This is a genomic window from Maribacter sp., from assembly GCF_039974175.1.
Lineage (GTDB): Bacteria > Bacteroidota > Bacteroidia > Flavobacteriales > Flavobacteriaceae > Maribacter_C.
In genome coordinates this window covers 769,867-795,537 of the sequence record NZ_JBDWJN010000010.1, presented here as the reverse complement: position 1 = coordinate 795,537, position 25,671 = coordinate 769,867, and the positions used below count along the sequence as shown (strand labels likewise).

Annotated in this window: 20 protein-coding genes; 7 read left to right on the top strand and 13 right to left on the bottom strand. The window is 41.0% G+C overall.

Going from position 1 to position 25,671, the window contains the following annotated elements:
* Nucleotides 1-66: 66 nt before the first annotated feature.
* Together ABJN95_RS12630 and ABJN95_RS12625 are read left to right on the top strand one after the other, a co-directional pair.
* Nucleotides 67-957: a LysR family transcriptional regulator gene (locus tag ABJN95_RS12630; protein ID WP_348370768.1), complete on the top strand. Its 891-nt coding sequence runs from the start codon at nucleotides 67-69 to the stop codon at nucleotides 955-957.
* Between the two features lie 478 nt (nucleotides 958-1,435).
* A complete protein-coding gene (locus tag ABJN95_RS12625) occupies nucleotides 1,436-4,789 on the top strand; it encodes a LamG-like jellyroll fold domain-containing protein (RefSeq protein WP_348370767.1) in 3,354 nt (1,117 codons plus the stop codon).
* Nucleotides 4,790-4,932: 143 nt separating this feature from the next.
* Here the strand turns inward: ABJN95_RS12625 and ABJN95_RS12620 are convergent, their stop codons facing one another.
* From ABJN95_RS12620 to ABJN95_RS12600, 5 genes are read right to left on the bottom strand one after another with little or no spacing between them, the layout of a single operon-like run.
* A complete protein-coding gene (locus ABJN95_RS12620) occupies nucleotides 4,933-6,615 on the bottom strand; it encodes an alpha/beta hydrolase-fold protein (protein WP_348370766.1) in 1,683 nt (560 codons plus the stop codon).
* A 50-nt stretch (nucleotides 6,616-6,665) separates the two neighbouring features.
* Entirely contained in the window at nucleotides 6,666-8,468 is a 1,803-nt protein-coding gene (locus ABJN95_RS12615; protein WP_348370765.1) for a DUF5050 domain-containing protein, read from the bottom strand.
* An 11-nt stretch (nucleotides 8,469-8,479) separates the two neighbouring features.
* Complete coding sequence (locus tag ABJN95_RS12610) at nucleotides 8,480-9,382, bottom strand: hypothetical protein (RefSeq protein WP_348370764.1); 903 nt, start codon at nucleotides 9,380-9,382, stop codon at nucleotides 8,480-8,482.
* Nucleotides 9,383-9,432: 50 nt separating this feature from the next.
* Complete coding sequence (locus ABJN95_RS12605; protein ID WP_348370763.1) at nucleotides 9,433-10,344, bottom strand: hypothetical protein; 912 nt, start codon at nucleotides 10,342-10,344, stop codon at nucleotides 9,433-9,435.
* Nucleotides 10,345-10,383: 39 nt separating this feature from the next.
* Entirely contained in the window at nucleotides 10,384-11,292 is a 909-nt protein-coding gene (locus tag ABJN95_RS12600; RefSeq protein WP_348370762.1) for a hypothetical protein, read from the bottom strand.
* A gap of 228 nt (nucleotides 11,293-11,520) precedes the next feature.
* Here ABJN95_RS12600 and ABJN95_RS12595 point away from each other — a divergent pair, with 228 nt between their 5' ends.
* From ABJN95_RS12595 to ABJN95_RS12585, 3 genes are all read left to right on the top strand, one after another.
* Nucleotides 11,521-13,209: a histidine kinase gene (locus tag ABJN95_RS12595; protein WP_348370761.1), complete on the top strand. Its 1,689-nt coding sequence runs from the start codon at nucleotides 11,521-11,523 to the stop codon at nucleotides 13,207-13,209.
* Nucleotides 13,210-13,213: 4 nt separating this feature from the next.
* Nucleotides 13,214-13,912, top strand: coding sequence for a LytTR family DNA-binding domain-containing protein (locus tag ABJN95_RS12590; RefSeq protein ID WP_348370760.1), 699 nt, complete (start codon nucleotides 13,214-13,216; stop codon nucleotides 13,910-13,912).
* Between the two features lie 209 nt (nucleotides 13,913-14,121).
* The gene (locus ABJN95_RS12585) at nucleotides 14,122-16,314 is read left to right on the top strand and encodes an amino acid permease (protein ID WP_348370759.1); all 2,193 of its coding nucleotides are present in this window, start codon (nucleotides 14,122-14,124) and stop codon (nucleotides 16,312-16,314) included.
* 34 nt (nucleotides 16,315-16,348) lie between these two features.
* Here the strand turns inward: ABJN95_RS12585 and ABJN95_RS12580 are convergent, their stop codons facing one another.
* The 7 genes from ABJN95_RS12580 to ABJN95_RS12550 form a co-directional block, all read right to left on the bottom strand.
* Complete coding sequence (locus ABJN95_RS12580) at nucleotides 16,349-17,452, bottom strand: NAD-dependent epimerase/dehydratase family protein (protein WP_348370758.1); 1,104 nt, start codon at nucleotides 17,450-17,452, stop codon at nucleotides 16,349-16,351.
* A 39-nt stretch (nucleotides 17,453-17,491) separates the two neighbouring features.
* Nucleotides 17,492-18,349 carry a phosphatidylserine decarboxylase gene (locus ABJN95_RS12575; RefSeq protein WP_348370757.1) on the bottom strand — a complete coding sequence of 286 codons (858 nt, stop codon included), beginning with the start codon at nucleotides 18,347-18,349 and terminating at the stop codon, nucleotides 17,492-17,494.
* The gene (locus ABJN95_RS12570; RefSeq protein ID WP_348370756.1) at nucleotides 18,321-18,530 is read right to left on the bottom strand and encodes a hypothetical protein; all 210 of its coding nucleotides are present in this window, start codon (nucleotides 18,528-18,530) and stop codon (nucleotides 18,321-18,323) included. Before ABJN95_RS12570 ends, ABJN95_RS12575 begins: the two co-directional genes overlap by 29 nt.
* 273 nt (nucleotides 18,531-18,803) lie before the next feature.
* A complete protein-coding gene (locus ABJN95_RS12565; RefSeq protein WP_348370755.1) occupies nucleotides 18,804-19,544 on the bottom strand; it encodes a LytTR family DNA-binding domain-containing protein in 741 nt (246 codons plus the stop codon).
* A complete protein-coding gene (locus ABJN95_RS12560; protein WP_348370754.1) occupies nucleotides 19,537-20,622 on the bottom strand; it encodes a histidine kinase in 1,086 nt (361 codons plus the stop codon). The genes ABJN95_RS12565 and ABJN95_RS12560 overlap by 8 nt, the downstream gene beginning before the upstream one ends.
* Nucleotides 20,623-20,809: 187 nt before the next feature.
* Nucleotides 20,810-21,517, bottom strand: a complete 708-nt coding sequence (locus tag ABJN95_RS12555) for a LytTR family DNA-binding domain-containing protein (RefSeq protein WP_348370753.1) — start codon at nucleotides 21,515-21,517, stop codon at nucleotides 20,810-20,812.
* Nucleotides 21,510-22,592 (bottom strand): sensor histidine kinase, encoded by a 1,083-nt coding sequence (locus ABJN95_RS12550; protein WP_348370752.1) that lies wholly within the window; start codon nucleotides 22,590-22,592, stop codon nucleotides 21,510-21,512. The genes ABJN95_RS12555 and ABJN95_RS12550 overlap by 8 nt, the downstream gene beginning before the upstream one ends.
* Before the next feature lie 210 nt (nucleotides 22,593-22,802).
* Here ABJN95_RS12550 and ABJN95_RS12545 point away from each other — a divergent pair, with 210 nt between their 5' ends.
* A complete protein-coding gene (locus tag ABJN95_RS12545) occupies nucleotides 22,803-23,765 on the top strand; it encodes an ankyrin repeat domain-containing protein (RefSeq protein ID WP_348370751.1) in 963 nt (320 codons plus the stop codon).
* Nucleotides 23,766-23,986: 221 nt separating this feature from the next.
* A complete protein-coding gene (locus ABJN95_RS12540) occupies nucleotides 23,987-24,250 on the top strand; it encodes a hypothetical protein (protein WP_348370750.1) in 264 nt (87 codons plus the stop codon).
* On the opposite strand, the gene ABJN95_RS12535 is transcribed toward ABJN95_RS12540, so the two are convergent.
* Nucleotides 24,242-25,624 carry a transglutaminase-like domain-containing protein gene (locus tag ABJN95_RS12535; RefSeq protein ID WP_348370749.1) on the bottom strand — a complete coding sequence of 461 codons (1,383 nt, stop codon included), beginning with the start codon at nucleotides 25,622-25,624 and terminating at the stop codon, nucleotides 24,242-24,244. The genes ABJN95_RS12540 and ABJN95_RS12535 overlap by 9 nt on opposite strands.
* Nucleotides 25,625-25,671: the final 47 nt, after the last annotated feature.

Sequence of the window (25,671 nt, the reverse complement as noted above, 5' to 3'; positions counted from 1 at the left end):
CTTTTGAATATATCATTGAGAAAATTTCAACCATAACTTACATACAAGCATTATATCTTTGTTGTTATGGAGCTCAAATATTTCAGACTTATAAAGACCATTGCGGAAGAAGGTAGTATAGCTAACGCTACCGAACGCCTCTTTTTAACACAGTCTGCTTTAAGTCATCAATTACGTGAGTTGGAAGAGCGATTGGGTTTTAAGGTCTTTTATAGAACCAGAAATAAATGGGAATTAACCCAAGAAGGTACAGAGCTATACAAATTGGCGAATAAATTATTTAGCACTATTGATGAAGGGTTTAGCGCTATTAAGCATTTGAAAGAAGGCGCTAAAGGCACCATTAAATTAAGTGCTGAATGTCAATCGTTTTTTCATACTATTCCGTCTTTTATTCAAAAAATGGGCGTTTTGTATCCAGAAATTGACATAGACGTTAGTCTTGGAGCAACGCATCAAACCATATCGCAAGTACTATCGGAAGACATTGACATTGCGATCGTAACATCAAAACCTGAATCTGATGTACTTTCAATTATACCGGTTTTCAATGATGAAGTATTTGCGGTTATGCATCACGAGCATACATTAAACAAATTTGACTACTTAGATGCCGGTCATTTTGCCAATGTGCATTTGTTGATCAATTCTTTTCCACTAGAGGGAGTAGCGGTTTATGAAAAATTTCTAAAGCCTAATCAAATAACCCCCCTAAAAATTTCTGCTTTTCCATTTACGGAAATTACACTAGCAATGATTGCCGCGAATATGGGTATGATGTGTGCCCCAAAATGGCAGTTAGCGCCTTTTAAATTGTCAAAAGAAGTAGTATTTAAGCGCATTGGTAAAAACGGTTTAAAGCGACAACATTACTTGGTTGTTAAAAGGATACATCGCAACAAAAAGTACATTCACGATTTCATCGCTAGCTTTGAAGAAGAATTTTTAGATGTATAAACCATTTAAAAACCCCACCTCCGCAATCTGCGCTGGCAGCTGCTCTCAATCACCTAAGGTATCATAGTAAGCAAGGGTTGAAGTAGCGCTATTTTGTAGGTAGCCAGCGAGGCATTATGTAACTATCTCACATCAAAAGAACCACGGTTTTCCTCCTAAATATGGAGGTTTGTATACATCCTCCTTAATTTTAACTTTTATCATGCAAGCTAATAGCAATATTGCATTGAACTTTTCGTTGTGCTTATTGAAAATGCTTTTTTTGACGTATTCTTTTTGTTTTTCAAAGCAAAAATATACCAGTTTTGAAGACGTAATACGAATACACAAGGCTTAGCATTTGCAAAACTCCAAACTACCAAAAAACATTTATTACCATTTGTACTTTATCTGAATGGCCATTGTGCTCTTTCGTTGCGCGCAACCAGCTATCAGTCAAGGTATGACGTATAGCAAACATTAACCTAAAAATCCCCCTATGAAATCCCCCAAAAAAACTGTGTTTAAAACGATTTTGTCAGCAGTACTCGCTAGCTTGACGAGTATCATAGCATGTGCTCAAGGAGCTGATTACGCTGTTATGGAAGTTGTTGAACTTGAATTTATAAGCCAGCAACACTACAATAACCCCTACATGGATGTTGATGTATGGGTTGAATTAAAAAAATCAGGATCGACAACTGAAGCCTATCGTATTCCCATTTTCTGGGATGGTGAAAACAGCAATGGAGATGCAATTTTTCGAGCTCGTTTGGTCGCCACCTCTCCAGGTAACTGGACGTGGAATATCATCAATACCACTGTCACTAATTCGGATGAAGGTTTTATAGATCAAAGCGGCTCTTTTACCGCAACAACGGCAGACGCAAACTCCAACCCGAATAACCATGGTTTTCTGCGAGTTGCCGCCAACAACCGCACCATAGAATATGCTGATGGCACTCCTTTCTTTTATACAGCAGACACTTCTTGGGCTGCGCTTACTGCGGTGTTTGGCTATAATCAGGCCAATGACATCACCGAGATATCTTTTCAAGACTATATTTTAGCTCGGAAAAATCAAGGGTTTAACGGACTAAATGTAATTGCTAGTTTTCCTGATGACACCTATCTAGAGCAGATGGGTAGAAACTTAGATTGGCCAGGTACTGAAAGAGGTTTATGGGCAAGTGAAACTTGGGGCAAGAAAATAGCTCCTAGCGGCGAGAGTCCCTTTGAGATGAAGACACCAGGACAGCCCGTCACCGATGCGCCATTGGAAGTTGACTACCAACGCATCGTACCAGGATATTGGCAAGCGGTAGACGAACGTATGCAGTTTCTGTCTGACCAAGGTTTTGTTACCTTATTTGAATCTGTACGCCGGCACGAGCGTTGGGCTTTTCGCGCGCAGCATGAAAAAGATTCCTTTTATAACTACATCCGCTATTTATGGGCTCGGTACGGTTGCTACAATATGATTTTTAGTTGGGTGCACCATGACAGCAAAGGGTCTATATATCCAGAGTGGCGTGAATTGGTGCAGCACGCGCATAACGAACTGAGCAAACAACTCGGAAACCAGATGCCTTATGGGCAACCTAGAACCGCTATGTCGTTTAACACCTCCTTAAAGAATTGGGAAAGAGATATCTCTAGTGCACTAGACATACAGAACGTTAGTAATGCCGAAAGAGATGAAACCATGCATGAGTGGCTTCGAGATATTTATGTGTACCAAAACACGACAAAACCCGCTGTCAACCTAGAGCCATTTTACCCAGGTTGGGGCTTACATTCTAGCAATGAAATCAATGCGGGTCTAGATGATACTACCATGGCACAAATGCAAATGTATGGTTCTGTACTAAGTGGCGGCCTGGCTGGCCATGCTTGGGGAGATGCCTGGTACGCTGGGGCAGCCACTGCAACTGGAAGAAGCCAAGCAGATGGCGGTACCATCGTGCCTACGAACGATCCTCAAGCGAATGCAATCGAAGCATTTGAATCGCAGTCCATGGGCCATCTCAAAAATTTTATACTCGATTCAGGGCACGAGTATCAACGTTTGATACCAGCAGCCCATACCAACCTAAGTGACAGTCAGGGCTTCATACATACCTTATCGGTTTCAGATGATAAACAGTTTGCCTTGGGATTCTTTACTGCAGATGCTAGGGCTAACCCTACTCCACTTCCAACACTTACAAATTTAACTGCCTCGGAAACCTATCGGTTTGAATGGTGGGATGTGACCAATGGCGGTTGGATTTTTGCAGACGATATTGAGATTACCAATGATGGTATACTACAACCACCAGGCATACCAAACAATGATCGGTCAAAAAATTGGGCCTATCGCATTCGATCGGAAGGCTACGGCGATGATGAAAGCACCGATGATGAAAGTAATGACGATGAGGAAACCACTACCAATTTCGTGCTCCGAATCAATTCTGGCGGAGGTGCTGTGACCCATGATGGAGCTACGTACGAGGAAGACACTTATTTTGATACGGGCAGAACCTTAGACCGTCCGCAGACGGGCCTTGAAGATCCGTTCCGGAAATTCAGGTACAGTCGTTCTCAGGTGATGGGCTATGACATACCCTTACAAAATGGAGAATATGAGGTACGCCTCCATTTCGCTGAACTGTGGTTCGGTGCCACTGGTGGTGGTAGTGGCGGTGTCGGCAGTCGAGTCTTCGATGTTCGATTGGAAGGTGACTTGGTGGAAGACAATCTCGACGTATTCGCTAAGGTTGGAGCCGATGCGTTGCTGACCGTGACGCATACGGTACAGGTTACAGATGAGGAACTGGCCATAGATTTTTCTTCATTGGCGTCTGATGGGGGTACGAGACATCCTATTATCAATGCCATTGAAATCATTGAAATCACCAGTACCCCACCTCCGGCTGAGGAAAGTGTAGCTGCGTCGGATGACTTGGTCGGACACTGGCCGCTTGATGAAACAAATGGCATCATTGCCAAAGATGCTAGAAGCCTAGGTTATGATGGTCAGCTTGAAAATGGCCTAAGCTTCGATAACGATAAAATGACAGGTCAAATAGAAGGTGCTGTGGTATTAGATGGTTCAAATGACTGGATTAGTTTACCCGATATTGACAATGATATGCAATCTGGTTTTTCGGTATCGGCATGGGTAAAACCGACCAATGCGGAGGGTGGTTACCAAGGAGTAGCTGGCAGTACCACTGCAGGTGGCTTTATGATGTTCATCAGACGCGGTAAACTTGCCTTTAAAGTCACAACAAACGAAAACGGAGCAAAACTGTCTAGGGAAGGGTCTATTCAAAACAATGTTTGGCAAATGATCAGCTGTACCTTCGATGGCAGTGCGATGCGAATGTACATCAACGGTGAACTTATTCATACAGAGTCCTTATCTGGTACGCTGAAAGATAGAAGACAAGCGTGGATAGGATGGTCAGGATGGGGCAAAGAATACTTTGAAGGGGGTATTGACGATGTGCGTTTGTTCGACAACGCACTTACCGAAGAGCAGGTATTTGCGCTTTTTGAGGAAGGCCATGTCAATACAGCAGCGAACACTTTAAAGGCAAAGACTGCGCTATTGTCCGACGCTGAATTCGATGTGACGGTGTTGCGAGCCTACCCTAATCCGACAAGTGGTACCCTCACGGTTTCCGGAACGTCGCCGGGAATGCAGTTGGCACTTATTGATTTCTCAGGTAGACAAGTGGCTTCTAAAACCGTAAAGACAGATGGCCATGTTCAAATGGATTTATCTCCATTTGCAAGAGGAATTTATATACTGCGAATCGCTGATGCAGTTGATGTGGTAACCAAAAAAATCGTACTAGACTAAGATGCTTTTTATAGCTTAGGAAAAGGGACCAATATTTGGTCCCTTTTCATTTAGCGCAAATAGTATTTGACTACCTTGGGGTCTTTACCTTCTAAGTAATTAGGCCGCTGTAGCGTGCAAACCCCCATCCCATTTTATACCAATTATGGTTTGGGCCGTAGTGTTTCGATTATCTGAGCATCTACCCAGTAGATATCTACATTCTCGTAATCATCTGAGCCTATATTTCTGTTAAAGAAAAGGTATTTGCCATCGGGGGTTACCGTAGCAGCCGCTTCCCAGGCTGTGGTATTGATTTGGTCTCCCAAATTGATCGCCTCACCCCAAGAACCGTCTTGCTGTCGAAAGCTGATGTAAATATCAGAATCACCATATCCGCTATCTCTTTCGCCATCCCAAAGCATATACGATTCGTCTGGAGCGATAAAAGGGTGGGCATTCATTCTTCCCGTATTAATTGCTTTACCAAATGCCCTCGGTGCTTCACGTTTTCCGTTGATTAACTTTGAATAACGAATAACACCATCTCCGTCTGGCATGCCGATCTCATCAAATACATAGGTGCCTTTTAACGAGGCTGTTAGCCGCATAATTTGTATCTCCTCAAATGGGGAGCCTAATTTTTTTAGCGCTGACCAGCCGCCATCCGCAGTACGCTCCTTATATCGCCTGCCCAAATGCATGGTCTTGCCATCGGGTGCTATATAGGCTTGCCCTACCCTAGCTGATAGAACCGAATCTTGCCATCGCTTTTGGGCGTATTGAAAAACAACAAATTCTTGTTCTTTTTTACCCTTAACTTCTCTAATAAAATAAAACTCATTCTGCTCGGGTGAGAAGACCCCGCCGTACTCCCATTGGTCAGTAGTAACCAAACCTGGTGCAAAAGGTTCGGGTGTTGTACCCGGTGGCTTTTGCCCTAAATACGGACTTTCTACAACCGCTAAATTGTTTCGCTTTGTTAACCAAGTTATACCACGCACTACGGTTAAAGGAAAAGCTGTTTGATGGCTACCGGCAATTACCTCATGATGTAGTGATAGACGCTTATGGCCCCTATTTTTCAATAGCTTGATAAATTCCTCTGCATGTTGGCCCAAGTCCGTCTCCATTTCCCCATAGGAAATAAATACATTGCTGTTTATCTGCCTGTGCTTTGTAGCCGCGATCGAATCAAGTGCTGAGAGTATGGGAATATCACCCTGAAGTGACGGACTACCCAATATGTAATTCTTAAAGGTATCAGGAGCTGCCAGTAGTATATAGACGCCGAATACCCCCCCAAGCGAATACCCAAAATAGCTGCGTTTACTAACGTCTGTGCGATACTGCTTTTCAACATAGCTGATCACCTCTTTACGGATAAAAGACAGATGGTTTTGGGCTTGCCCAAATTGATATTTGGCCTGATGCTCTGGGTTGCTTGACTTGCCTATGGAATAATCGCGGTACCGACTTGCGTGGGCTCCTGCCTCCTGCTTCACCGCTTCATTGATGTCTTTCTGCCAAGAAATTCCAACCAAAATAGCATTTTCCATCAGGTACTCGGTAGTACCCGACAACATCTCCAGGTGCCACATGGCATCAGTATAATAGATTACAGGATATCTTGCATCTTTATTTTCTGAGTAGGCCGCCGGAAGTTTTATATAAAGCTCATAGCTTCGGTTAGCATCGCTATCGCGTATAGGAACAACTTCAATATGTGGCAATTCTAAATAAGACTTCGCAACTGCTTGAGTTTTATCATAATCCTTAACTTCTTGGGCATATAGTAGGTGAAGTGAAATGGCAGTTGTTAAAATGAATACGGTGGTAATTTTCATGTTTTCTTGCTTTTGCTATGCTAGTGTTCTCAGATGGGTGTTTTCTGTTTTTATTCTGTTTTCTTGAGCCATACGGCGCCGGAAGCATTGGGTATAAGTTTTTCTACTGAAGAGCCATCGTTCTGCATTCGGTAGATGTGTCTTTCTTCTTCGGTATCTTGTGAGGTAAACAGTATTTGAGAACCGTCAGGTGACCAGCTTGGTGTAGAATCACGAACATTGTTGGAGGTCAACCGCTTTTGATTGGAACCATCAATATGCATTACATAAATTTCATGATTTCCATCTCGGTCAGACATAAATACAATTTGCTTGCCATCAGGAGAAATCTCAGGATGCCAATCCTGAGCTGTATTATGGGTTAACTCGATCTTGTTGCTACCGTCAATATTGGCTATGCAGATTTCACTAGATTGCGTATTGGAGTGATAGACGATTCTTCCATCAGGCGTAAAATAAGGCCCTCCTCCATTCAGGGGTTTTATTTGCAGCTGTTCACTACCATCTGAATTCATAATCCAAATCTCTTCCTGCCAAATTCCTTCAGTGTCTTTGTAAGCTCTTGCAAACACAATTTTTTTTCCATCAGGAGACCATGCGGGTGAACTATCCCATTTGTTTTTGGCATGGGTCAATCGCTTCCTTTTGGTACCATTACTATTCATGCTGTGAATAGACCAAGTTTTTCTGTTATCATGATAGGCATAAGAAGCGATACGTGTTCCGTCAGGAGACCAAGCAATATAGCCGTCATTTCCAGGATGATTCGTGATTTTAGTTTTTGATTTAGCTGCCCTATCGGTCAGGTAAATTTCTGTATCACCAGATTCTTTTGACGAATATGCGATTTCATAAGGTGGCGATTGCGCAGGTCTTAGCATGTCAATAACCGCAGTACTTACCCAATAAATATTGGATGTCTGGTCTTCTTTGTGCCCACTTCTATAGAATAGGTATTTCCCATCTGGCGAAACCGTTGCAGCACCTTGACCAAAAGCCGTATTAATTTCGGGGCCAAGCTTATAAGATTCTGTCCAACTACCCATATTGTTGAAGCTGACATACAAATCACCGTTGTCTTTACCCACACCTCGTTCAGCATCATATATAATATAGCTTTCGTCAGCTGCAACAAACGGATGCGCTATCCACTTGCCGTAACCATTTATTTGCGAACCCATTCTATTCATGCTGCGATATTGACCTTCTTGTTGAGTTGCATAATAAATACCTTCATTCTCAAGCTTATCTTCTTGCCCTTTCGAATTAAAATATAGATTGCCATTCTGCGAAGGCGTTACACACATGATCCATTGGTCTTTAAACAGCTTTTCTAACAAAAGCTTAGGTTCTCCCCAACCGTTTTCATTTTTTTCAATATACCATTGATGCAAGCGTTCCGAATTCCTTTTGTTTTGCCATTGTTGCATTGCTAATGCGTCTGTTGTATCCTTAAGGGGTCTTGTGCTCCCAAAATACAGTCGATCTCCATTGGGGCTATACCGAGGGTGAAAGTCTAAGTAGTTCTTGTTCGTAGAAAAAAATGCCAATTCTGGGGTTGACCATTTACCATTACTATATTTCATAGTATAAATGTTATGGCTTTCTTCTGGCTTCCTCCGTTGAAAGAACAATTCGGTCATATCAGGGCTAAAAGTGATAGATGCCTCATAATGATTGGCAGTGGAAATACTTCCTGGCGCAAAAATTTGAGGGGTCAAGCCTGGCGGTTTTTCACCGAGATAAAGACCCTCAAAGGGTGTTGGCTTAGCTTCCTCTCCTTTATTTTCTTGAGCAGTTACCAGGTGAAGCGTTAGGGCGCCTATTAAAATGAACAACTGGGCAGTTTTCATGTTTTCTTAGTTTATTGTTTGGGTCTCAGCGTTTCAATTATCTTGGCGTCAACCCAATACCTGATTGTTTCCCAATAGGTACTACCATCTTCTCTTGTTTTTTCCTCTGACCTTCCAAAAAGCAAATATTTTCCATCAACTGTTAAACGCGCACCATTTTCTACGAGCTCTGTATTTATCTTATCTCCCATATTAATAGCCGGACCCCATGAACCGTCAAGCTGTTTAAAACTGATATAATTGTCAGACCGACCATAACCCTCTTCTCGTTCGCTGCCCCAAATTAAAAATGATTCATCGGGTGCGATAAAGGGGTGGGCTGTCCACTTACCGGTATTAATATGCTTACCGAGTAATTTTGGTTCTTCACGCTTACCGTCTATAATTCTTGAAATACGGAGTACGTCATTGCTCTTATAATCGTCAAAAACAATGGTCCCTTTAGAAGATACTGACAATACCATAATGCCCCAATCTTCTCTATCAAACATTGGCCCTAGACTTTTTAACTTTGACCAACCTGAATCTGTACGTTCGATATAGTTATGCCTTGAGTATAAAATGTCGCTATTTCCAGGATTATGTTTAAACGTATACTTATTGACCTTGTAATAATTTCCTTCTTGTCGATAAACAACAAGGGGTGCCTCAAAAGGGTTGTTTCCTGTGTAAGTGAAGTAAAACTCTTTCATGTCTAGCGCGTCTGCATTCCCTAATTTCCAATTTGAAGTAGTATGCTCGTTGGGAACAAATAGCTCGGGGGTCAAGCCTGGCGTATCGTATTCTAGGTATGGGTTTTCTTCTGTTACTGGGTTACTGATTACTTCTGACTTTGATTGCGTATTGCCACACGAATAGCAAAGCACTATACATGCAAGAGCTAAACATGTACCGATGGTATTTTTTTTACTCATTTTGTTTCTTTTTTAATTCTTAAATGGCTAGCGATACCTTATCACTGTAGCTATCGTTTTGGTCTTAGTTTTTCTATAATCTCCGTACGTACCCAATACAAATTTGATACGTTGTTTTCGTCCTCAGATCTAGTAAAAAAGAGATATTTACTATCTGGCGTAATACTTGGGCACCCTTCGTTAAAACTAGAATTCACTTCATTTCCCAAGCGAATTGGCTTTGTCCATGTCCCGTCATTTTCCTTAAAACAGACATAAATATCAAAGTCTTTTCGGTCTTCATTTTCTTTATTTTGTGCATATACCAGCAAATAGTCTTGAGATGGCGAAATAAACCCGTGATGGCCAAAATCAATTTCAACTTCCTGCACCTCAGGATATTTGCCATTTCTATTTTGGGCAGAGAACATTTTTCTCTTTGAAATATTTGTATAAAAAAGATCTCCGTTTGTAGCCTGATTAATATAAAAAACCTGGTCATCATTAAGCGGTGAACCCAGTTGCACAGCATCACTCCAAGAATCCTCTAAACGGTTTACGTACCAGATTTTCTCATCCGAAAAAATAGAATCAAAAGCGGTGAAATAAATTCTAGAGTCATTAAGGCTTACGAATGGATATAGTTCCTCTTTTTTTCTGCCTTTGGTAAAATTTGCTCTTTTTACGGCAGTCCATTGATTGCCATTAAGGCGTGAAAAATAAATAGCGAGTTCTTCATCTTCCTTATTAACTGTAAAATATAGTTCGTCTAATTCAGGAGAAAACGAAATACCCGATTCATTCCTACCATTGACCGAAACAATTCCAGGAGCAAAAACTTCCGGAATTAGACCCGGTGGTTTTTGTCCAAAATAGGAATGCGCTACCTCTGATAAGTCTGCATTTTTTACCTGTTGTTTTTTGGATTGACAAGCGCTTAAAACGAGGGTAATTGCTAAAAGTATGACGTTGTTTCTGTTCATTGTTAAAGATTTTAGAGCGCTCGGTTATGAGTTGTAGAATTATTGTTTTGGTCTAAATTTTTCTATAACTGCCGTACTCACCCAATAAATATTTGCGAGTCCAGGCTTAGTATCTTTTTCATCTCTTCCAAAAAACAGGTACTTGCCATCTGGAGTAATCCTTGGTCCTTTTTCATTTAAACCTGTATTTAAGATATTGCCAAGATGTATGGGTTTGGTCCACTTGCCGTCTTTCTCTTTGAAACAGACATACATATCATTGTCTTTTCTTTCCTCTTCAGTAAAATTTCGATCGGTTAGTATCAAGTAATCTTGCGATGGAGCAATGAAAGCATGATGACCAAATTCAATTGCAACTTCCGCTACCTCAGGAAACGCTCCATTTTTATAGGGTGCATAGTAGGTTTGGAATTTTGACAAATTGAAATAATATAGATCACCATTTTCAGCCTGGTTCGGAAAAAATACCAGCTCGTCGTTTAAAGGTGAATCTAGTTGCACAGCGTCGCTCCAGGAATCTGCTAAACGGTTTACGTACCAAATTTTCTCATCGGTAAAAGCAGAGTCCAAAGCTGTGAAATAAATCCTTTCACCATCTGGGCTGACAAAAGGATGCATTTCTTCCTTTTTTTTACCCTTCGTAAAATTTGCTTTTCCGATGGAGGTCCATCGGTCACCTTTGAGCTTTGAGAAATAGATGGCGGTATCTTCGCCTTCCGTATAAGCTGCGAAGTACATTTCATCTAATTTAGGAGAAAAGGAAACGGCACCTTCAAACCTTCCATCGATTGAAACAATTCCAGGAGCAAAAACTTCAGGGACTAAACCCGGGGGTTTTTGCCCAAAAACGGAATACGTTACTCCCGAAAAATCAGGATTATTTACCTTCTGTTTTTTAGTATGACATGAGTTGAAAAACAGTGAAAACACAATTAAAAATAATGTCATGTAGTTTTTTTGCAATCTTCTAAGTAGTACTAGGTGTGGCATCGACTTTTTAATTACTATTGCTAGATCGATTCATTGAATGTGTTTTTGATGTTTTTGTATTTTACAAATGATATATTTTTCTGTCATGTATTCCATCTATATTTTGCCAACTGCTCTATACCCCAATGAACTGCTCTAAGAAGCTATTTTTTAATGGTTAGTTTGCATTCGTAAAACCAGATCAAAATGAAATTGAGATTTTCAACTTGTTTTCTTTTAGTGTGCTTTATGCTTTTCGCGACATCTTGCACTCAAAATTCGAAACCTGTTGTAAGGGAATACCAGACGCTTTTCCGAATAGGTGATCAACAAGAATGGGCTGCTAAAAACTGGCAAGATCAAGACTGGGAAAAACGTATGGCCTTCGTACCAGATGGTCAAGTATTCTGGTCGCGAACCAAAATTGATATACTAAAGGCCCCAGAAGCGTTTCGACCCTACGGACTTAAATTAGAGGCCTATGGCGAGTATGAAGTCTTTTGGGACGGGGTTTTGATTGGCAAAAATGGAAATCCGGGGCAAGAGGCTAGTCTTCCTCCTGAAGGAGAATTATGGATTACTTTTAACATTCCCACACATCTGGCTGCTGAGGGAGAACATTTGCTGGCCTTACGAATAAGTAATTACTATTTTCCAGATCATGTGGGGAGATACGAACTGCAGATCGATGATTATGAAGATTTACTAACCGATCGACTTATTGAAACCTCCTACATGAACATTTTTGCTGGCGCCTTTCTCATCGCGTCAATCTATTATCTTTTTCTTTTCTTAAGCGATAAAAAAGAGTACCCCATGCTTATTTTCAGTATTAGTTGCTTTCTCTTTTTTGTCTTGACGATGACCCAGTTTGTTCGAACCGCTATTCCTATACATTACAGTCTTCATGTGTTGCGATTAGAAATCATCTCTAGCCTTACGTTTGGTATTTCTTTTTTGATCGCACTCTATTTCTCCATGCAGTTTCCCTTTCCCAAACGCAAACTCTTTATGGGTATTTACACTGTAGTGCTATTGTATTTTTTCATCATCAACCATCATTTCTTTGATTTTACGATTTACAATATGGCAGTGAGCCTATGGGTATTTTCATTGGGCATAGTACTGTTCGGTGTATACAAAAAAGCTAAAGGTGCGCTTTTGGTATCGTTTATACTATTGCTTTGCATTATCCTCCGCTATTCTGTTTCATTTCGTATTAGTCTTTTCGCTGGTTTTAGCCTTATTCTTCTAAGTATGTTGTATTTGCTTTCACTGCGAATCAAAGAAGAGCGACTGGCCTACGAAAGTTCACTCGTACAATCTACCCGTCTGCGGCTGGAATTACTAAAAAAGAACATCCAACCTCATTTTTTGATGAATACCTTAACCTCATTAATAGATTGGGTAGAAGAAGCACCAAAGAAGGGCGTTTTGTTTATTGAAGCCTTGGCCAAAGAGTTTGATCTTTTTAATCAAATAGAAGACCAAACTTTGATACCTATTGCACAAGAAATAGCGCTTTGTCGTACCCATCTTGAGATTATGGAGTACCGTAAAGAAATCAATTACTCTTGGGAAGAAGAGGGCATCGACACAGAACAAAAAATACCACCTGCCCTACTCCATACGCTCTTGGAAAATGGCATTACGCACAGCTTGCCGCTAGAAGATAACAGTATCAAATTTAAACTGCTATTTGAAGCAAATCATCATCACAAATGCTATACTTTTTTAACCTTTGCCGCGGGCGTACGACGGGCGACGAGCAAGGAAGATGGTACCGGACTGAAATACATAAAAGCGCGCCTTACCGAAAGCTATGGCTCCAAATGGGATTTTACATCTGAACCAGCAGATCACGGTTGGAAAAACACCATAAAAATTTATGCCTAAGGAGATGAACATATTGATTGTGGAAGATGAATCGAGAATCGCCAAAAGAATCGAACGCTTGACTCGGGCAATTTTTGGCAATGCGCTACAATCGCTAAAGCATATTGACAATCTCTCAGAGGCCTTACAATTTATTGAAAATAGTACCTTAGATCTCGTACTCCTAGATTTAAATCTTAATGGTGATAATGGTTTTGATCTCTTGAAAACAGCGGTTTCTCAGTCATTTCATACGATCGTAATTTCAGCCTACAAAGATCAGGCAATTACTGCTTTTGAACATGGGGTTTTAGATTTTGTACCCAAACCTTTTAACAGAGAACGCTTAGAACAGGCGTTACAGCGCACCATTACAAAAGCCAAAATAGAAAGCAGTGCCATTAAGTTTTTAGCGGTAAAAAAAAGACATCGCATACAGCTCATACCCATTACAGAGGTAGTTTATATTAAAGGAGCTGGTGTGTATACCGAACTTTTTTTAACCGATGGACATAAGGAACTGCATGATAAATCGCTAGAAAAGCTCGAACAACTCTTATCGCCTGCTTTTGAACGCATTCATAAATCATACTTGGTAAAGCTATCTGAAATAAAAGAAATTGTCGTAAGATCAGGAAGCAAATATAGGGCTGAGCTAAAAAATGGAGAACGTGTGCCTATCGGTAGAACCAAATACAAAGACCTTAAGGCGCGGTGGTTTTGACTACTAGACCGAACTATAAGAATCTCCACTACCTATCCATTTTGCCGCACACAAGCTTTAAGGTCAAAAAAAATATCAAAGGCGCTATGCATATTGCTTTTGACATTAATAGCATTCCCTGAGACCAAAAAAATGGCTTATTATAAATAATCTAATCTGGTGCGCTTTTAATTCTTATTTTAATACTCAAAATCAAGCCATAATTGCCAATGGAGCAACCGTCAAATGCACCCAAAAAATTTGGAACCTTTGGAGGGGTCTTCACCCCTACCTTACTTACCATCCTTGGCGTAATTATGTACTTGCGTTTGGGGTGGGTTGTTGGTAATGCCGGACTTTTAGGAGCCTGGTTGATTATTATCATCTCCTTTCTGATCACGCTATGTACCGCACTTTCTATGTCAGCGATTACTACCAACATCCGTATTGGCGCTGGTGGTGCCTATGCCATAGTTTCCCAGGCCTTGGGTTTAGAAGTGGGCGGTAGTCTAGGTATTCCGCGATATATTTCGCAGGGCTTGGCGGTCACCATGTATATTTTTGGTTTTAGGGAAGGTTGGTTGGCCATCTTTCCAGATCACAATGCGTTTTTGGTTGATGTCGCTGTTTTTGCACTGCTGTTTTCCATTGCTTTTATCAGTGCGAATCTCGCGATTAAAGCACAGTTTGTCATTATGGGAATTATTTTATTATCGCTGATTTCAATCGTAATTGCAGCATACCAAGGTTCTATGACCATCCCCACGAGTGAAGCCTTAAGTTGGGGGTCTTTTAAAGGATCTGTGGAGAATGAATTCAGCGGCAGTAATTTTTGGGTTGTGTTTGCGGTCTTCTTTCCGGCTGCTACGGGTATTATGGCTGGGGCGAATATGTCGGGCGAATTAAAAGACCCGAAAAGAAGCATTCCAACCGGTACACTGTGGGCCATTGGAGTAAGCTTTATGATTTATATGGTACTCGCCTTTTGGATTTCAAGAAGTGCTTCAGAATCTGAATTGGTAAACAATTATTATATCATGGTTGAAAAGGCCTATATAGGGCCATTAATACTTGCCGGAATACTCGGAGCAACTTTTTCTTCTGCCCTGGCCTCTATCGTTGGTTCTTCTCGTATTTTATTTGCCATGGGTGAACATAAGGTACTTCCCTTTTCCGATTTTTTAGCAGGTCATAGTAAGAATGGCCAACCAAGAAAGGCAATGTTGGTCACCGGAATACTCATTTTTGCAACCCTGCTATTGCGGAATTTGAATGCCGTTGCCCCATTGGTGACCCTCTTTTTCTTGATTACCTATGCCATGATCAATATTGTAGTCATCATTGAACAAAAACTCGGATTGATAAGTTATCGACCCGTTTTTAAGATTCATAGATGGGTACCTTGGTTCGGACTAGTTTCATCGGTCTTTGCCATGTTCATTATAAACCCGACCGTTAGTTTAATATCTATCATGATTGTTTTGATGGTATATTGGTACTTGTCCCGACAAAATTTAGAAACTCCATTTGAAGATGTACGCTCCGGACTGTTTGTTTCGTTTGCGGAATGGGCGGCCAAACATACGTGGGGCATGAAAAAAATGCAACAGCGCGCCTGGAAAGCTAATTTAATGGTACCCGTTAGAGATGTAGAAGGTTTAAAAGGGACTTTTGAATTTTTGAGAAATATAGCCATGCCCAAGGGTTCGATTAAGCTAATGGGCATCGAGGCATTTTCAGAAGCTAGTACACTGGCAGATGCGTTGGAAGGTGTTTCAGCATCATTTCGGCAAAAGGGAGTCTTTTCATCTTCTTCGGTTATTCATACAGAAGAATTTGCCAAAGGTATCAATTACGGAAACCAAGCCTTACAAGGTGCCTTCTTTAGGCCGAATACGGTCTTTTTGAATTTACAAGATCACGATGATTATGAAACCGAATTGCGACCCGTTATGAAAGAAGCCATTCGTTTAGAAATAGGGGTGCTTTTGTTTTTGTCACACCCTATCGCATTATTAGGCCAAAGAAATATCATCAATGTTTGGGTTAGTGATCGAAAAACCCAATGGGATTTGGGTTGGGATATCGGTAACCTCGACCTTTCCATTCTCATCGCCTATAAACTCAAAATGAACTGGGGTGCGCGTATACGATTGATTACGGTTATAAACGACGAAAATGAAGCGGCCAACGCACAGGATTTTTTAAGCTTGTTAATCAACCTGGCACGATTGCCGGAAACCCTTACCGAAGTAATTGTTGGTGATTTCAATGAAATCATACAGAATGCTCCTGCGGCTGATTTAAATATTTTTGGAATGCACGATGATCTCAAGTTTGAGTTTGTAAAGGCTGTCTCGGCCAAAACAAAAAGCAGTTGCCTTTTTGTTAAAGATTCGGGCCATGAGAGTATTTTGGCTTGAGGTAAATATGCTGCTCGAAGTACACCTTATTACCCTATGATTGACGCTCAAGTAGATTTAAAAGCCTTAACTCTTTAGATCGCTCCATACCGATATTTATCGTGGAATTCCCAAATTTTATATCAGAATCCATAGTACGCTTAAACCACTTCACACAATCGTCGATAGTTTGATGTAATGGTGTAAATTCGAATCCGGTTTGCAGTAATTTGTTATTGCTAATCTGCATGAAGGCATCCTCAGACAAAGGAGTCCATAAAGGTAATTCTGTAAACGGGGCCACTTCGTTTATTGTTAGAAAATCCTCACTCGCCCAAATAAGCTGTGTTTGCGAATTCAAATGTTCTTTTGAAAGCTCTAGAAATTCTTTCCAAAACAAGGGTTCTTTCTTAGGTCCAGTACAATTATAACTACCCGAAAGTCGGTTTTCTGAAGCCATAATAGCAAATCGCCCGATATCTTTCACATCAATAAATTGCAAATGGTCTATGCCTGACCCTGGTGCAATAATGGCATCATCACGACCTAACTTAATGAACCAATACAAAAGATCTAAAGCTGGATCTCTCCACCCCTTTATGGGTCCTCCGCGTAAAATAGTGTGATTATCTGCAAAGCGTTCGCGTACCAATGATTCTGCAACTAATTTCTCCTCCGGATACCCCCATTCGTTTTTCTCTAATTCAATGCTGACCAGATCGTATTCCTCATTTAATCCGATCTGTTCAAAATTATCATATACCGCAATGCTGGAAACGAATATATAGTGCTTTGTGTGGTTCTTTAAGGCTTTCGTAGCTTCGTCAACCAGTCTTGACTTTTCTGGCCAGACATCGATGACAACATCCCATTGTTCCTTTTTCAATGGGTCATAAGCGGCTATGCCCGCTTCACGATCTCCTTTGATCAATTGCAATGTCGAGAACAAATTCGGATTGGTAATCCCGCGATTGAATAGGGTGACAGAATGTTTATGGCGTAATGCGGCATTTACGATTGAAGGTCCAACAAAATAGGTGCCACCCAAAACAAGTATTCGTAATTTATCTTTTGGAGCGCTGCAGGAGCACAGCTGCCCCATGCCCAATGATAAAGCACTGGCCGCAGCTGATTTTTTTATAAACTCACGTCTTTCCATTGATTTTCGGTGTTTTCATAAGGTTCGCATTTGGTTATTTTAATAGGTGGCCCCTACCTGAACAAAACAATTCTTATCATGATACCTTGGTGCTACAGGTGCTGCCATACAACAGGTAGAACCCAGATAGAATAGCGCGATTTCTTCCAGCTTTGCTACCTGGGCTCCCCTTACGAGTTTTTTAGGCAATGCAATGGTGCCCACGGCCGGTCCACCGACAATAGACAAGTACCAGGTGCGACCTTCGTAATCAATAATATCGATGTTATACCGCTCGTTACGAAGGGCAGGTAGCGAGGGGTCTTTTTTGTAAATCCAGGGCCTCAATATGACCAGATCACCGGGAACATGTTGAATTCTGCTTACCGTACCCGTTACTGGAGCATGAATACGATGGTAGTTTTTATTGTGTAAAAACACATTCGTAAAAAAATAGTCTTTGGGTATGTTGCGTTCTTCTAGCTGAAAAATGGTGTGCACCCGCCGCGTATCTGACTTAACTCTTGAAACAACTTCGGGATGAACATACCCCATATCGCACAGCAAGCCTTCACAAGGCCAGACGTAAGAACTGGCATTGTAAGGAAGTCTTCGGAACTCTCGCGTAAAAAAATCCTGAAAATTTTCAAATTCATTTTTGCCATGCGGAGGTCTAAAGTTATCGAGGTAATTTTTATTGCTATAGTTCAGTTTTATATAGGGTCTGATAATTCTCTTAGAGTACGGTCTGGTATAAAATGAAGCATACCAAGCAGATACTTTTCGTTGTAACGGACTTGGTAAACCTCCCCAAATTACAACAGAGATAAACTGATATAGAAATGCCCGCCAATGCGGAACTTTAAAGACGGTGAAATGAACATCGGCTTCAGATGTGATGCTGTATGTATATGGCATAGGTGTTCTTTTTGGTTAAAGGTGTCCTGCCATGGGCATCTCCGGTTCCGGTTTCCAGGGCATGTTCACGATAGGAACACCTTGCTGATAGATTACGAAGTACATTTCCTGATGAGCGCTTTTTTACGGGAAAGATGTACTTTTTGGAAGTCTTTAAAACCTGATGAAAGTTATAGTACAAAGACTGTCCGCTCTTTAATTGATGCGCTAAAGTAAAGGGACCGACTACGCTTATTCAAGACAATTTTGCAAATGACCTGCTTTACATAGGATATGACTTTCAAGTTAAGATCGATGACGAAAACCGGGTAAAAAAGGTTGTTGACCCGGGTTGGAGGACGTTGACCCTCCATTTAAGGAATGCTTAACAGAAAAAAATGTGAAAGACGTATGATGCGAAGAGCCATCAAACCTTACTAGAAACGTCAAGGTCTTGTCTATACATATAAATGATCTAACGGCGTAGGGCTTCCAAGGCCTGAGAACGGTAGTTTCGCCCTATGGGGAGTTCACGCTCTTTGACTTCGACCATAATATTGTTGAAGGCCGCGACATGGGTAAGGGAAATGATATAAGAACGATGTATTCTGATAAACTGTTGTTTGGGGAGCTTCTCAAGTAAATAACTAATGCGTTGGGTGGTAAGCACTTCTTTATCGGCGAGATGAATGATAACCTTGTCATTCAGGCTTTCTAAATAGTGCACACAGCTCAAATCTAGCTTCACCATTTTTCGGTCAGACTTTATATATAGGAATTCCTGTTCCGAAGTTGATGATGGTATACCGTTTGACTTTTCCTGCCCCTCCCCATTCGATTCAGTCTGTAGCCCCTGCAAGTATTTATTGGCCTTGGAAACTGTTTTCAGGAAGCGCGTCAAGGATATGGGTTTGAGGAGGTAATCTATAGCGTCAAGATCAAAGGCTTTTATAGCAAATTCTCTATAAGCCGTGGTGAAAACAACCAATGGCGGGTTCTTAATCGATTCGATCAACTCCAACCCATTCAGTTTAGGCATCTTAATATCTAAAAAAACCAATTGTATATCGCCAGCTTGAATGTGCTCAAAGGCCTCCAGGGCATTTCCGCAACTTGCCACAACCTCCAATTGATCTATTTGTTCGGCATAGTTGACCAACACATCCCTAGCCAAGGGTTCATCATCTACTATGATACATTTTATCTTATTAGACATTTTCTTGCTGCATTAGGTCTGTAATCGTACTAAGGTCGATAGTCAGCTTTGCCAAAAAAGTATCTTTTTCTTCTAGAATTTTCAACTCATGTTTGTCTGGAAAAAAAAGATCTAACCGTCGCTTTACATTGGTAAGGCCTATATTCTTGTCGGTATCTAATACCTCTTTTGAAGGGGCTGGGCTCTTGCTGTTTTCAACCATGAATGTCAAGTTATTCTCGATGAGTTTAAGGTCGATGGTAATCCAGGAGTCACTGATCTCATTATCCACCCCATGCTTAAACGCATTTTCAACAAAAGGTAGTAATAATAGTGATGGAATCAGTGTTTCGGTATTGTCAATAGACTCGGTAACGTTAATGCTGAGTCCTTCTTCATAGCGAATTCGCTCAAGGGCGACCAAATTCAGCAATTGTTCCCACTCACGCCCTATAGCTATAAAACGCTCATTGCATTCATATAGCATATAGTCTAAAAATTTTGATAGGCCCAAGACTACTTCGGGTGTTTTCTTTGATTGTGATAACGAAAGAGAATAGATGCTATTCAAGGTATTAAACAAAAAATGGGGATGGATCTGCGCCTTCAAAAATTTCAGTTCGGTCGCTACTTTTTCCCGCTCAAGTTCCTTGTTGATTTTATCCTTTTGGTAGTAAAACAACTGTAATTTAATTGCCATGGCTACAAAAACTGGTGTATATACTGCCACTATAGAGTTAAGTACTTTCGGCAGGTACAACATGGGGGTCGTCCAATGCTGCTTCTCAGGGCTAAACCAATGATAGAGGTAAGTCCAGCTCATATAACGGTCCGTTAGACCCATAGCCAGTGCCAGTATCACTGATAAAACGACATATTGAACCGTTTTTTTCGGATACAGAAATTTTGGCATTAAATAATAAAGGGTAATGTATGTGGGAATGATCTTCCATGGCAAAAGAAACAGCAGCTGCTGGAACTCCTCCCAATATTGCTCGTCATAGCTTCCCCACATCAACGTATATAAGGCTACATAAACCGTCCAAAAAAGAATATGATAGTATATTCGATTTTTTGCATGTATAATCTTGTCAATCATGGGTAGTCATCACTGTCATTCCTCGTGAAATTACTAATATCCTATTAGCAAATAAAATTACCCAACCAAACAACACCCTTTTGACCGCCAAAGTCCTTTTTACCCCTGTAAACGTTTTGTGTTCTGCGTAGGATAGGAGGTGTTTCTTTAGACTTAATACCTGATTTTTGGTAGCATTAAGGCCACTTTATTGCCCGATATTCAGAAAACCCATAACGGTTTCTTTGTAACTGGTGCCGATTGGAAGTTCGGTTTTGCCAATTTCCACATCTACCTTGGTAAATGCCGTCACTTTTTGCGTATTTACGATAAAGGAGCGATGTATACGTAAGAATTCGGCAGGCAGCTTGGCTTCAAAATTGCTGAGCGCTTCCTTAGTGACCACGCTTTTATCAGACAAATGAATTCGAATATAGTCTTTCATACTTTCAACGTACAAAATCTCATGGTACGCAATTTTGATGAATTTTTTGTTTGCGTTTACATAGAGATGGTCGTTAAGCGGAACCTCTTTCTTAACTTCCTCCTTAGCAATAGGTAGTTGAGCCATGGTCTTAAACTTGTTGATCGCTTTAAAAAAACGACTGAAGGAGATCGGTTTTAAAAGGTAATCTACCACATCCAATTCATAACTTTCAATAGCATAGTTACGATAGGCAGTAGTAAAAATCACTTTGGGTACCATTGGGGTGTTTTTTATAAAATCAATACCTGAAAGTAAGGGCATTTCTATATCTAAAAAAATCAAATCAATTGGCTCACGCTTTAGCGTTTCTAGGGCTGCTACCGCATTGGCGAAGCTCCCCACAAGTTGGAGTTCGGAAAGTTGTGCAAGATGAGTTTTTATCACTTCAATGGCCAAAGGCTCATCGTCTATTATCAAACACCTAATCATTACGTTCTGTATTTAAATCAACAGTTAAGCGCACCAGATAATCTTCTGAGGTTTCTTGAATGTCAAAACTGTGATTGTTCGGATATTCCAAGGCCAATTGACGCTGTAAATTTGCGGTACCAATACCCTTTCCTTTTTGAATTTTTACGGCTGTGCTTTTCGGTTTTGTATTGTAAATTTCAAAATTCAAATGGGAGGGATTTACATTCAAATCAATGCGGATCTTCGCTTTCTCAACACTACCGCTCACCCCATGTTTAAAAGCATTTTCAACCAAGGGTAAAAGCAATAAGGGGGGAATTTGTAGGTTGTTATCGGCTGCATTATAGTTGAAATCAACAGCTATTTTCTCTCCGTAGCGCAGGGTTTCCAATTCTATAAACCCCTGTATCAATTCAATTTCTTTTGATATGGGTATTGCTGATTGATTACCTTGGTAGAGTATAAAATCTAAGAGATCTGACAGTTTTAGTACAACCACCGGCGCTAGATCTGACTTTGAAAGGGTTAGGGCGTAAAGGTTGTTCAAGGTATTGAATAAAAAATGAGGTTGTATTTGACCTTTAAGAAACTTGAGTTCGTTGGTGATTTTTTCTTTTTCAAGCCGTTCAATGCGCTGCTTTTCTTCGAAGCGCGTTTTAACTGCTTTGATTAATAGCATAATTAAGGCATATACATAGGTAGAGGTAAAATACACCGAAAATAAATAGGCCGTATCAGAAAGTATTTCCGTGATGGATTCTTGTACAAAATCTGTTCGTACATAAGGCTCTGCAATATGAACCACGCATATGCGACCTAATGCAGAAAACACATAGATAGTCAGTGCTAAAGACAAACCAAAAAGAAGGTACTTCTTTTTATATAAGAGCTGTGGCAATTGATAATAGTTCAACACATAGGCTGCGAGCATCTGGGCGGGTAAAAAAGCAAGATAGGTAATCAAATGTGGTCTTATGGTACCCGAGTTTAGGGCCGCTAAGACAGCAAACAGTACGAACAGACCCACCCAAAACAAAAGGTGCGTCAGCCACCGCTTCTGCAATATGCTATCTAAGATCGAAGGTTTGGTCATCGCAGTAAATGTAGGTATTTAAGCATATTGCCTTCAAAGAATTCTATGAATAGGTGCTACCTCCCTACGAAAGCTCATTTCCCCTTGATAAATGCGCTAATATGCCGCAACTGTTTTTTTGAAGGTCGTAACACCTTCTTCGTCGATTTTTAGAAAAAGCGGTGCAATGCGTTTTTACATTTACCACATAATCTCAAAAAACGAACAATCATGAGAACACTCATTTTAATTTTAATCAATCTCTATGTAGCCGCCTTAGGGCTGCGGGCCCAAAATTGTAAAGATTTGCTTATGGCCGTGAAAAACAATCAATACGAAAAGGTACAAAGCATGCTGAAAACCGTAAATCCGAATTGCTCTTATGACGGGCGAGATCAACCCAGAAGTCCTTTGGGAATGGCTGCTTTAAACGGCAATTTGGAGATCGGAAAACTGCTATTCAAACACAATGCAAAAGCGAGCTATCGCTTTAAGCGCGATGCGAGTGCCTTAATGATTGCAGCACATAAAGGAGACTACAATTTTGCAAAATATCTTACAGATAAAGGCGCCAAAGTAAACCGAAAAATAGATGGAGACGGTACTCCATTGATGTCGGCGGTTAAAGGAGGCAACAAAGACATTGTCGCTTTACTATTGAAATTAGGTGCCGACCCAAATGCGGATGTTACCGGTGACGGCAATGCCATCTTATTGGCAGGAAAACACGATCGTCTTGACATCTTAAAATTGCTTTTGGTCCATTCTGGCGATATTGATAAAGAAACCGTTGGTGATGGTACCGCTTTGATACATGCTGCGGCCCGTGGTAATTTGACCATGGTAAAAGCCCTTGTCGATCTAGGAGCCAATGTTGAAAAATCTAGCGATCACGATGGAAACCCCTTGATCATGGCTGCCAAAAACGGTCATTTAGAGGTGGTGCGCTATCTTGTTGCTAAAGGAGCCGATGTGAATGTACATGTGAGCGGTGATGAAACCCCATTAATTAGAGCTGCCTGGAGCGGGCATTTAGATGTCGTTAAATACCTGGTAAAACAAGGGGCTGATATTAACAAAACCGTTCGCGATAAGTATTCCATTCTTTCGGAGCGGAGGAACGCACTTAAAATGGCCAGGCATGCAAAGCACGAAAATGTGGTGAACTACCTCATTAATAATGGTGCCAAATAATGCAAATACTCAAAACATAACTCTAGGCGCAATATTTCGCTTCGCCCATTGGTAGATGCTACATCAAAAAAAGATAGGTCAGCAGGACGATCGTACATTTTTGCCGGTGTCATAAAATTCGAGTTGGTGTATTGCGTTCAGTCAAAATTTGTTACTTTTAGTTGGCTTAAGTGCTAATTGCTTGAGATACATGATTTTATAATTCATAAACAATCCATATTATGAGCCGATTAAAAGAACTTAAATATTTTACTTTGGTATTGCTCTTATGCAGCTTTATCGCTGCTGGAGCATTAAGCTCTTGCAGAGACCAAAAGAAAAAAGAAACTACCGAAGAGCAGTCGGAACATCCTGAAGGCGAAGAACACCCAGAAGGTGAAGAACACCCAGAAGGGGAACACCCTGCTAAAGAAGGCGAAGAACACCCAGAAGGGGAAGAACATCCAGAAGGAGAAGAAACACCTAAGGATTCCGTATCAGGGTAAGCTTACCAGTTTATCTGGGTTTTCTTGATTCGCTTTCCTATAGAATGAAAAGAATGTTTTCGGAAAAGCGGGAGTCTCCCCTATTTCCATTACTGGGTATGCCAGAAAGTTGATGGGCCCTGATTTTGGCCCTGGCGTTACCAGCAAGTCTCGACCCCTTGTGAATTCAATGCGATTTGCTGGATGACGGCCAAAATAGTAGGTAGCAAGGGCTGTATATTTATTTGCTTCACTAATATCTACAGGCCACCATTTGCCCTCGGCATAGAATTCTGCCCAACAGTGATAGCCATCGATACCCCCTTCGTTACGATCTGAGGGGATTGACGCCCCAACTGCGAATCGCGATGGAATTCCTGCCGATCTTGCCAGCGAAATAAAGAGCGAATGAAACTCCGTGCAATTGCCTGTCATGGCATCGCAAGCATAAACGGCATCACCTGTGCCGTACTTTCCAGCTTTTATGTAACGCATATTATCTATAATGTAATCGTATAAGGCACGTGCCTTCATGATATTGCCGTCGTTCTGTTTTTGACTAATGATCGAATCAGCCAATATTTGAAACCGATCGCCTACAGGCATTAGCAAACTAGCATTTAGGTAGGGTGTGGGTGAAGTCGCAGCCTCGTAAGGATTCTTTTCTAAGCGTTCAACGTCGTAGACGATTGCCATTTTCTTTCCACTATGTTCTGGGGAAAGCTCCATATACAACACTTTGTTACCATAGCCCTTTTCCTCGAGTATTTGATGTTCTGCAGGTGCATCTAGGGTTAGCAATTCAACAGTTTGAAAGGCGTCACTCTGCGGAACTGGAATCCACATTTTAGCTGATTCTTGTATGTTTGGGAAGGTCACCTCATAACGAAACTCGAACTTATCTTTTCCCTCAACGACACCCAACAAATCGGATGTTGCATTTTGGACCGGCAATCTGTACCAGGTCTTGTCTTTACGCTGTTTCCAAGTATAGAAGGGTTTACCATTAAGTTTGTGAAGGGTCGTTTCGGTAACATTCATACTACCCGGATCACCTTCCAGAAAAAAATCAACATCGTACACATCGCCACTCACGTCGGCAAGATCAACACAGGCAAAATGACGTCTTGGACCCAAATTAGAAAGGTACTCTGTATGCACGCGTACCAATTTCAGGCGCAATTCTTTTCCATCTGCGGTCATATGAAAATAACCACCACCTTCAGCCACCTTCTTGTCAATATTGGCTTTAATACCTTCTTCTATATCGGCAGTCACCACCTTGGGAATGTTTGCGGCTGTAGCTGTCTTTTCCTCCTTTTTCTTTTTTGTACCTGAGTTGCAGGCAGTCAGCAGGCCAAACAACACCACAAAAATGGATCTATGATATTTCATACCATGAAGTAATTAATTGTTGTATGAATTTACGACAATTCCATTTA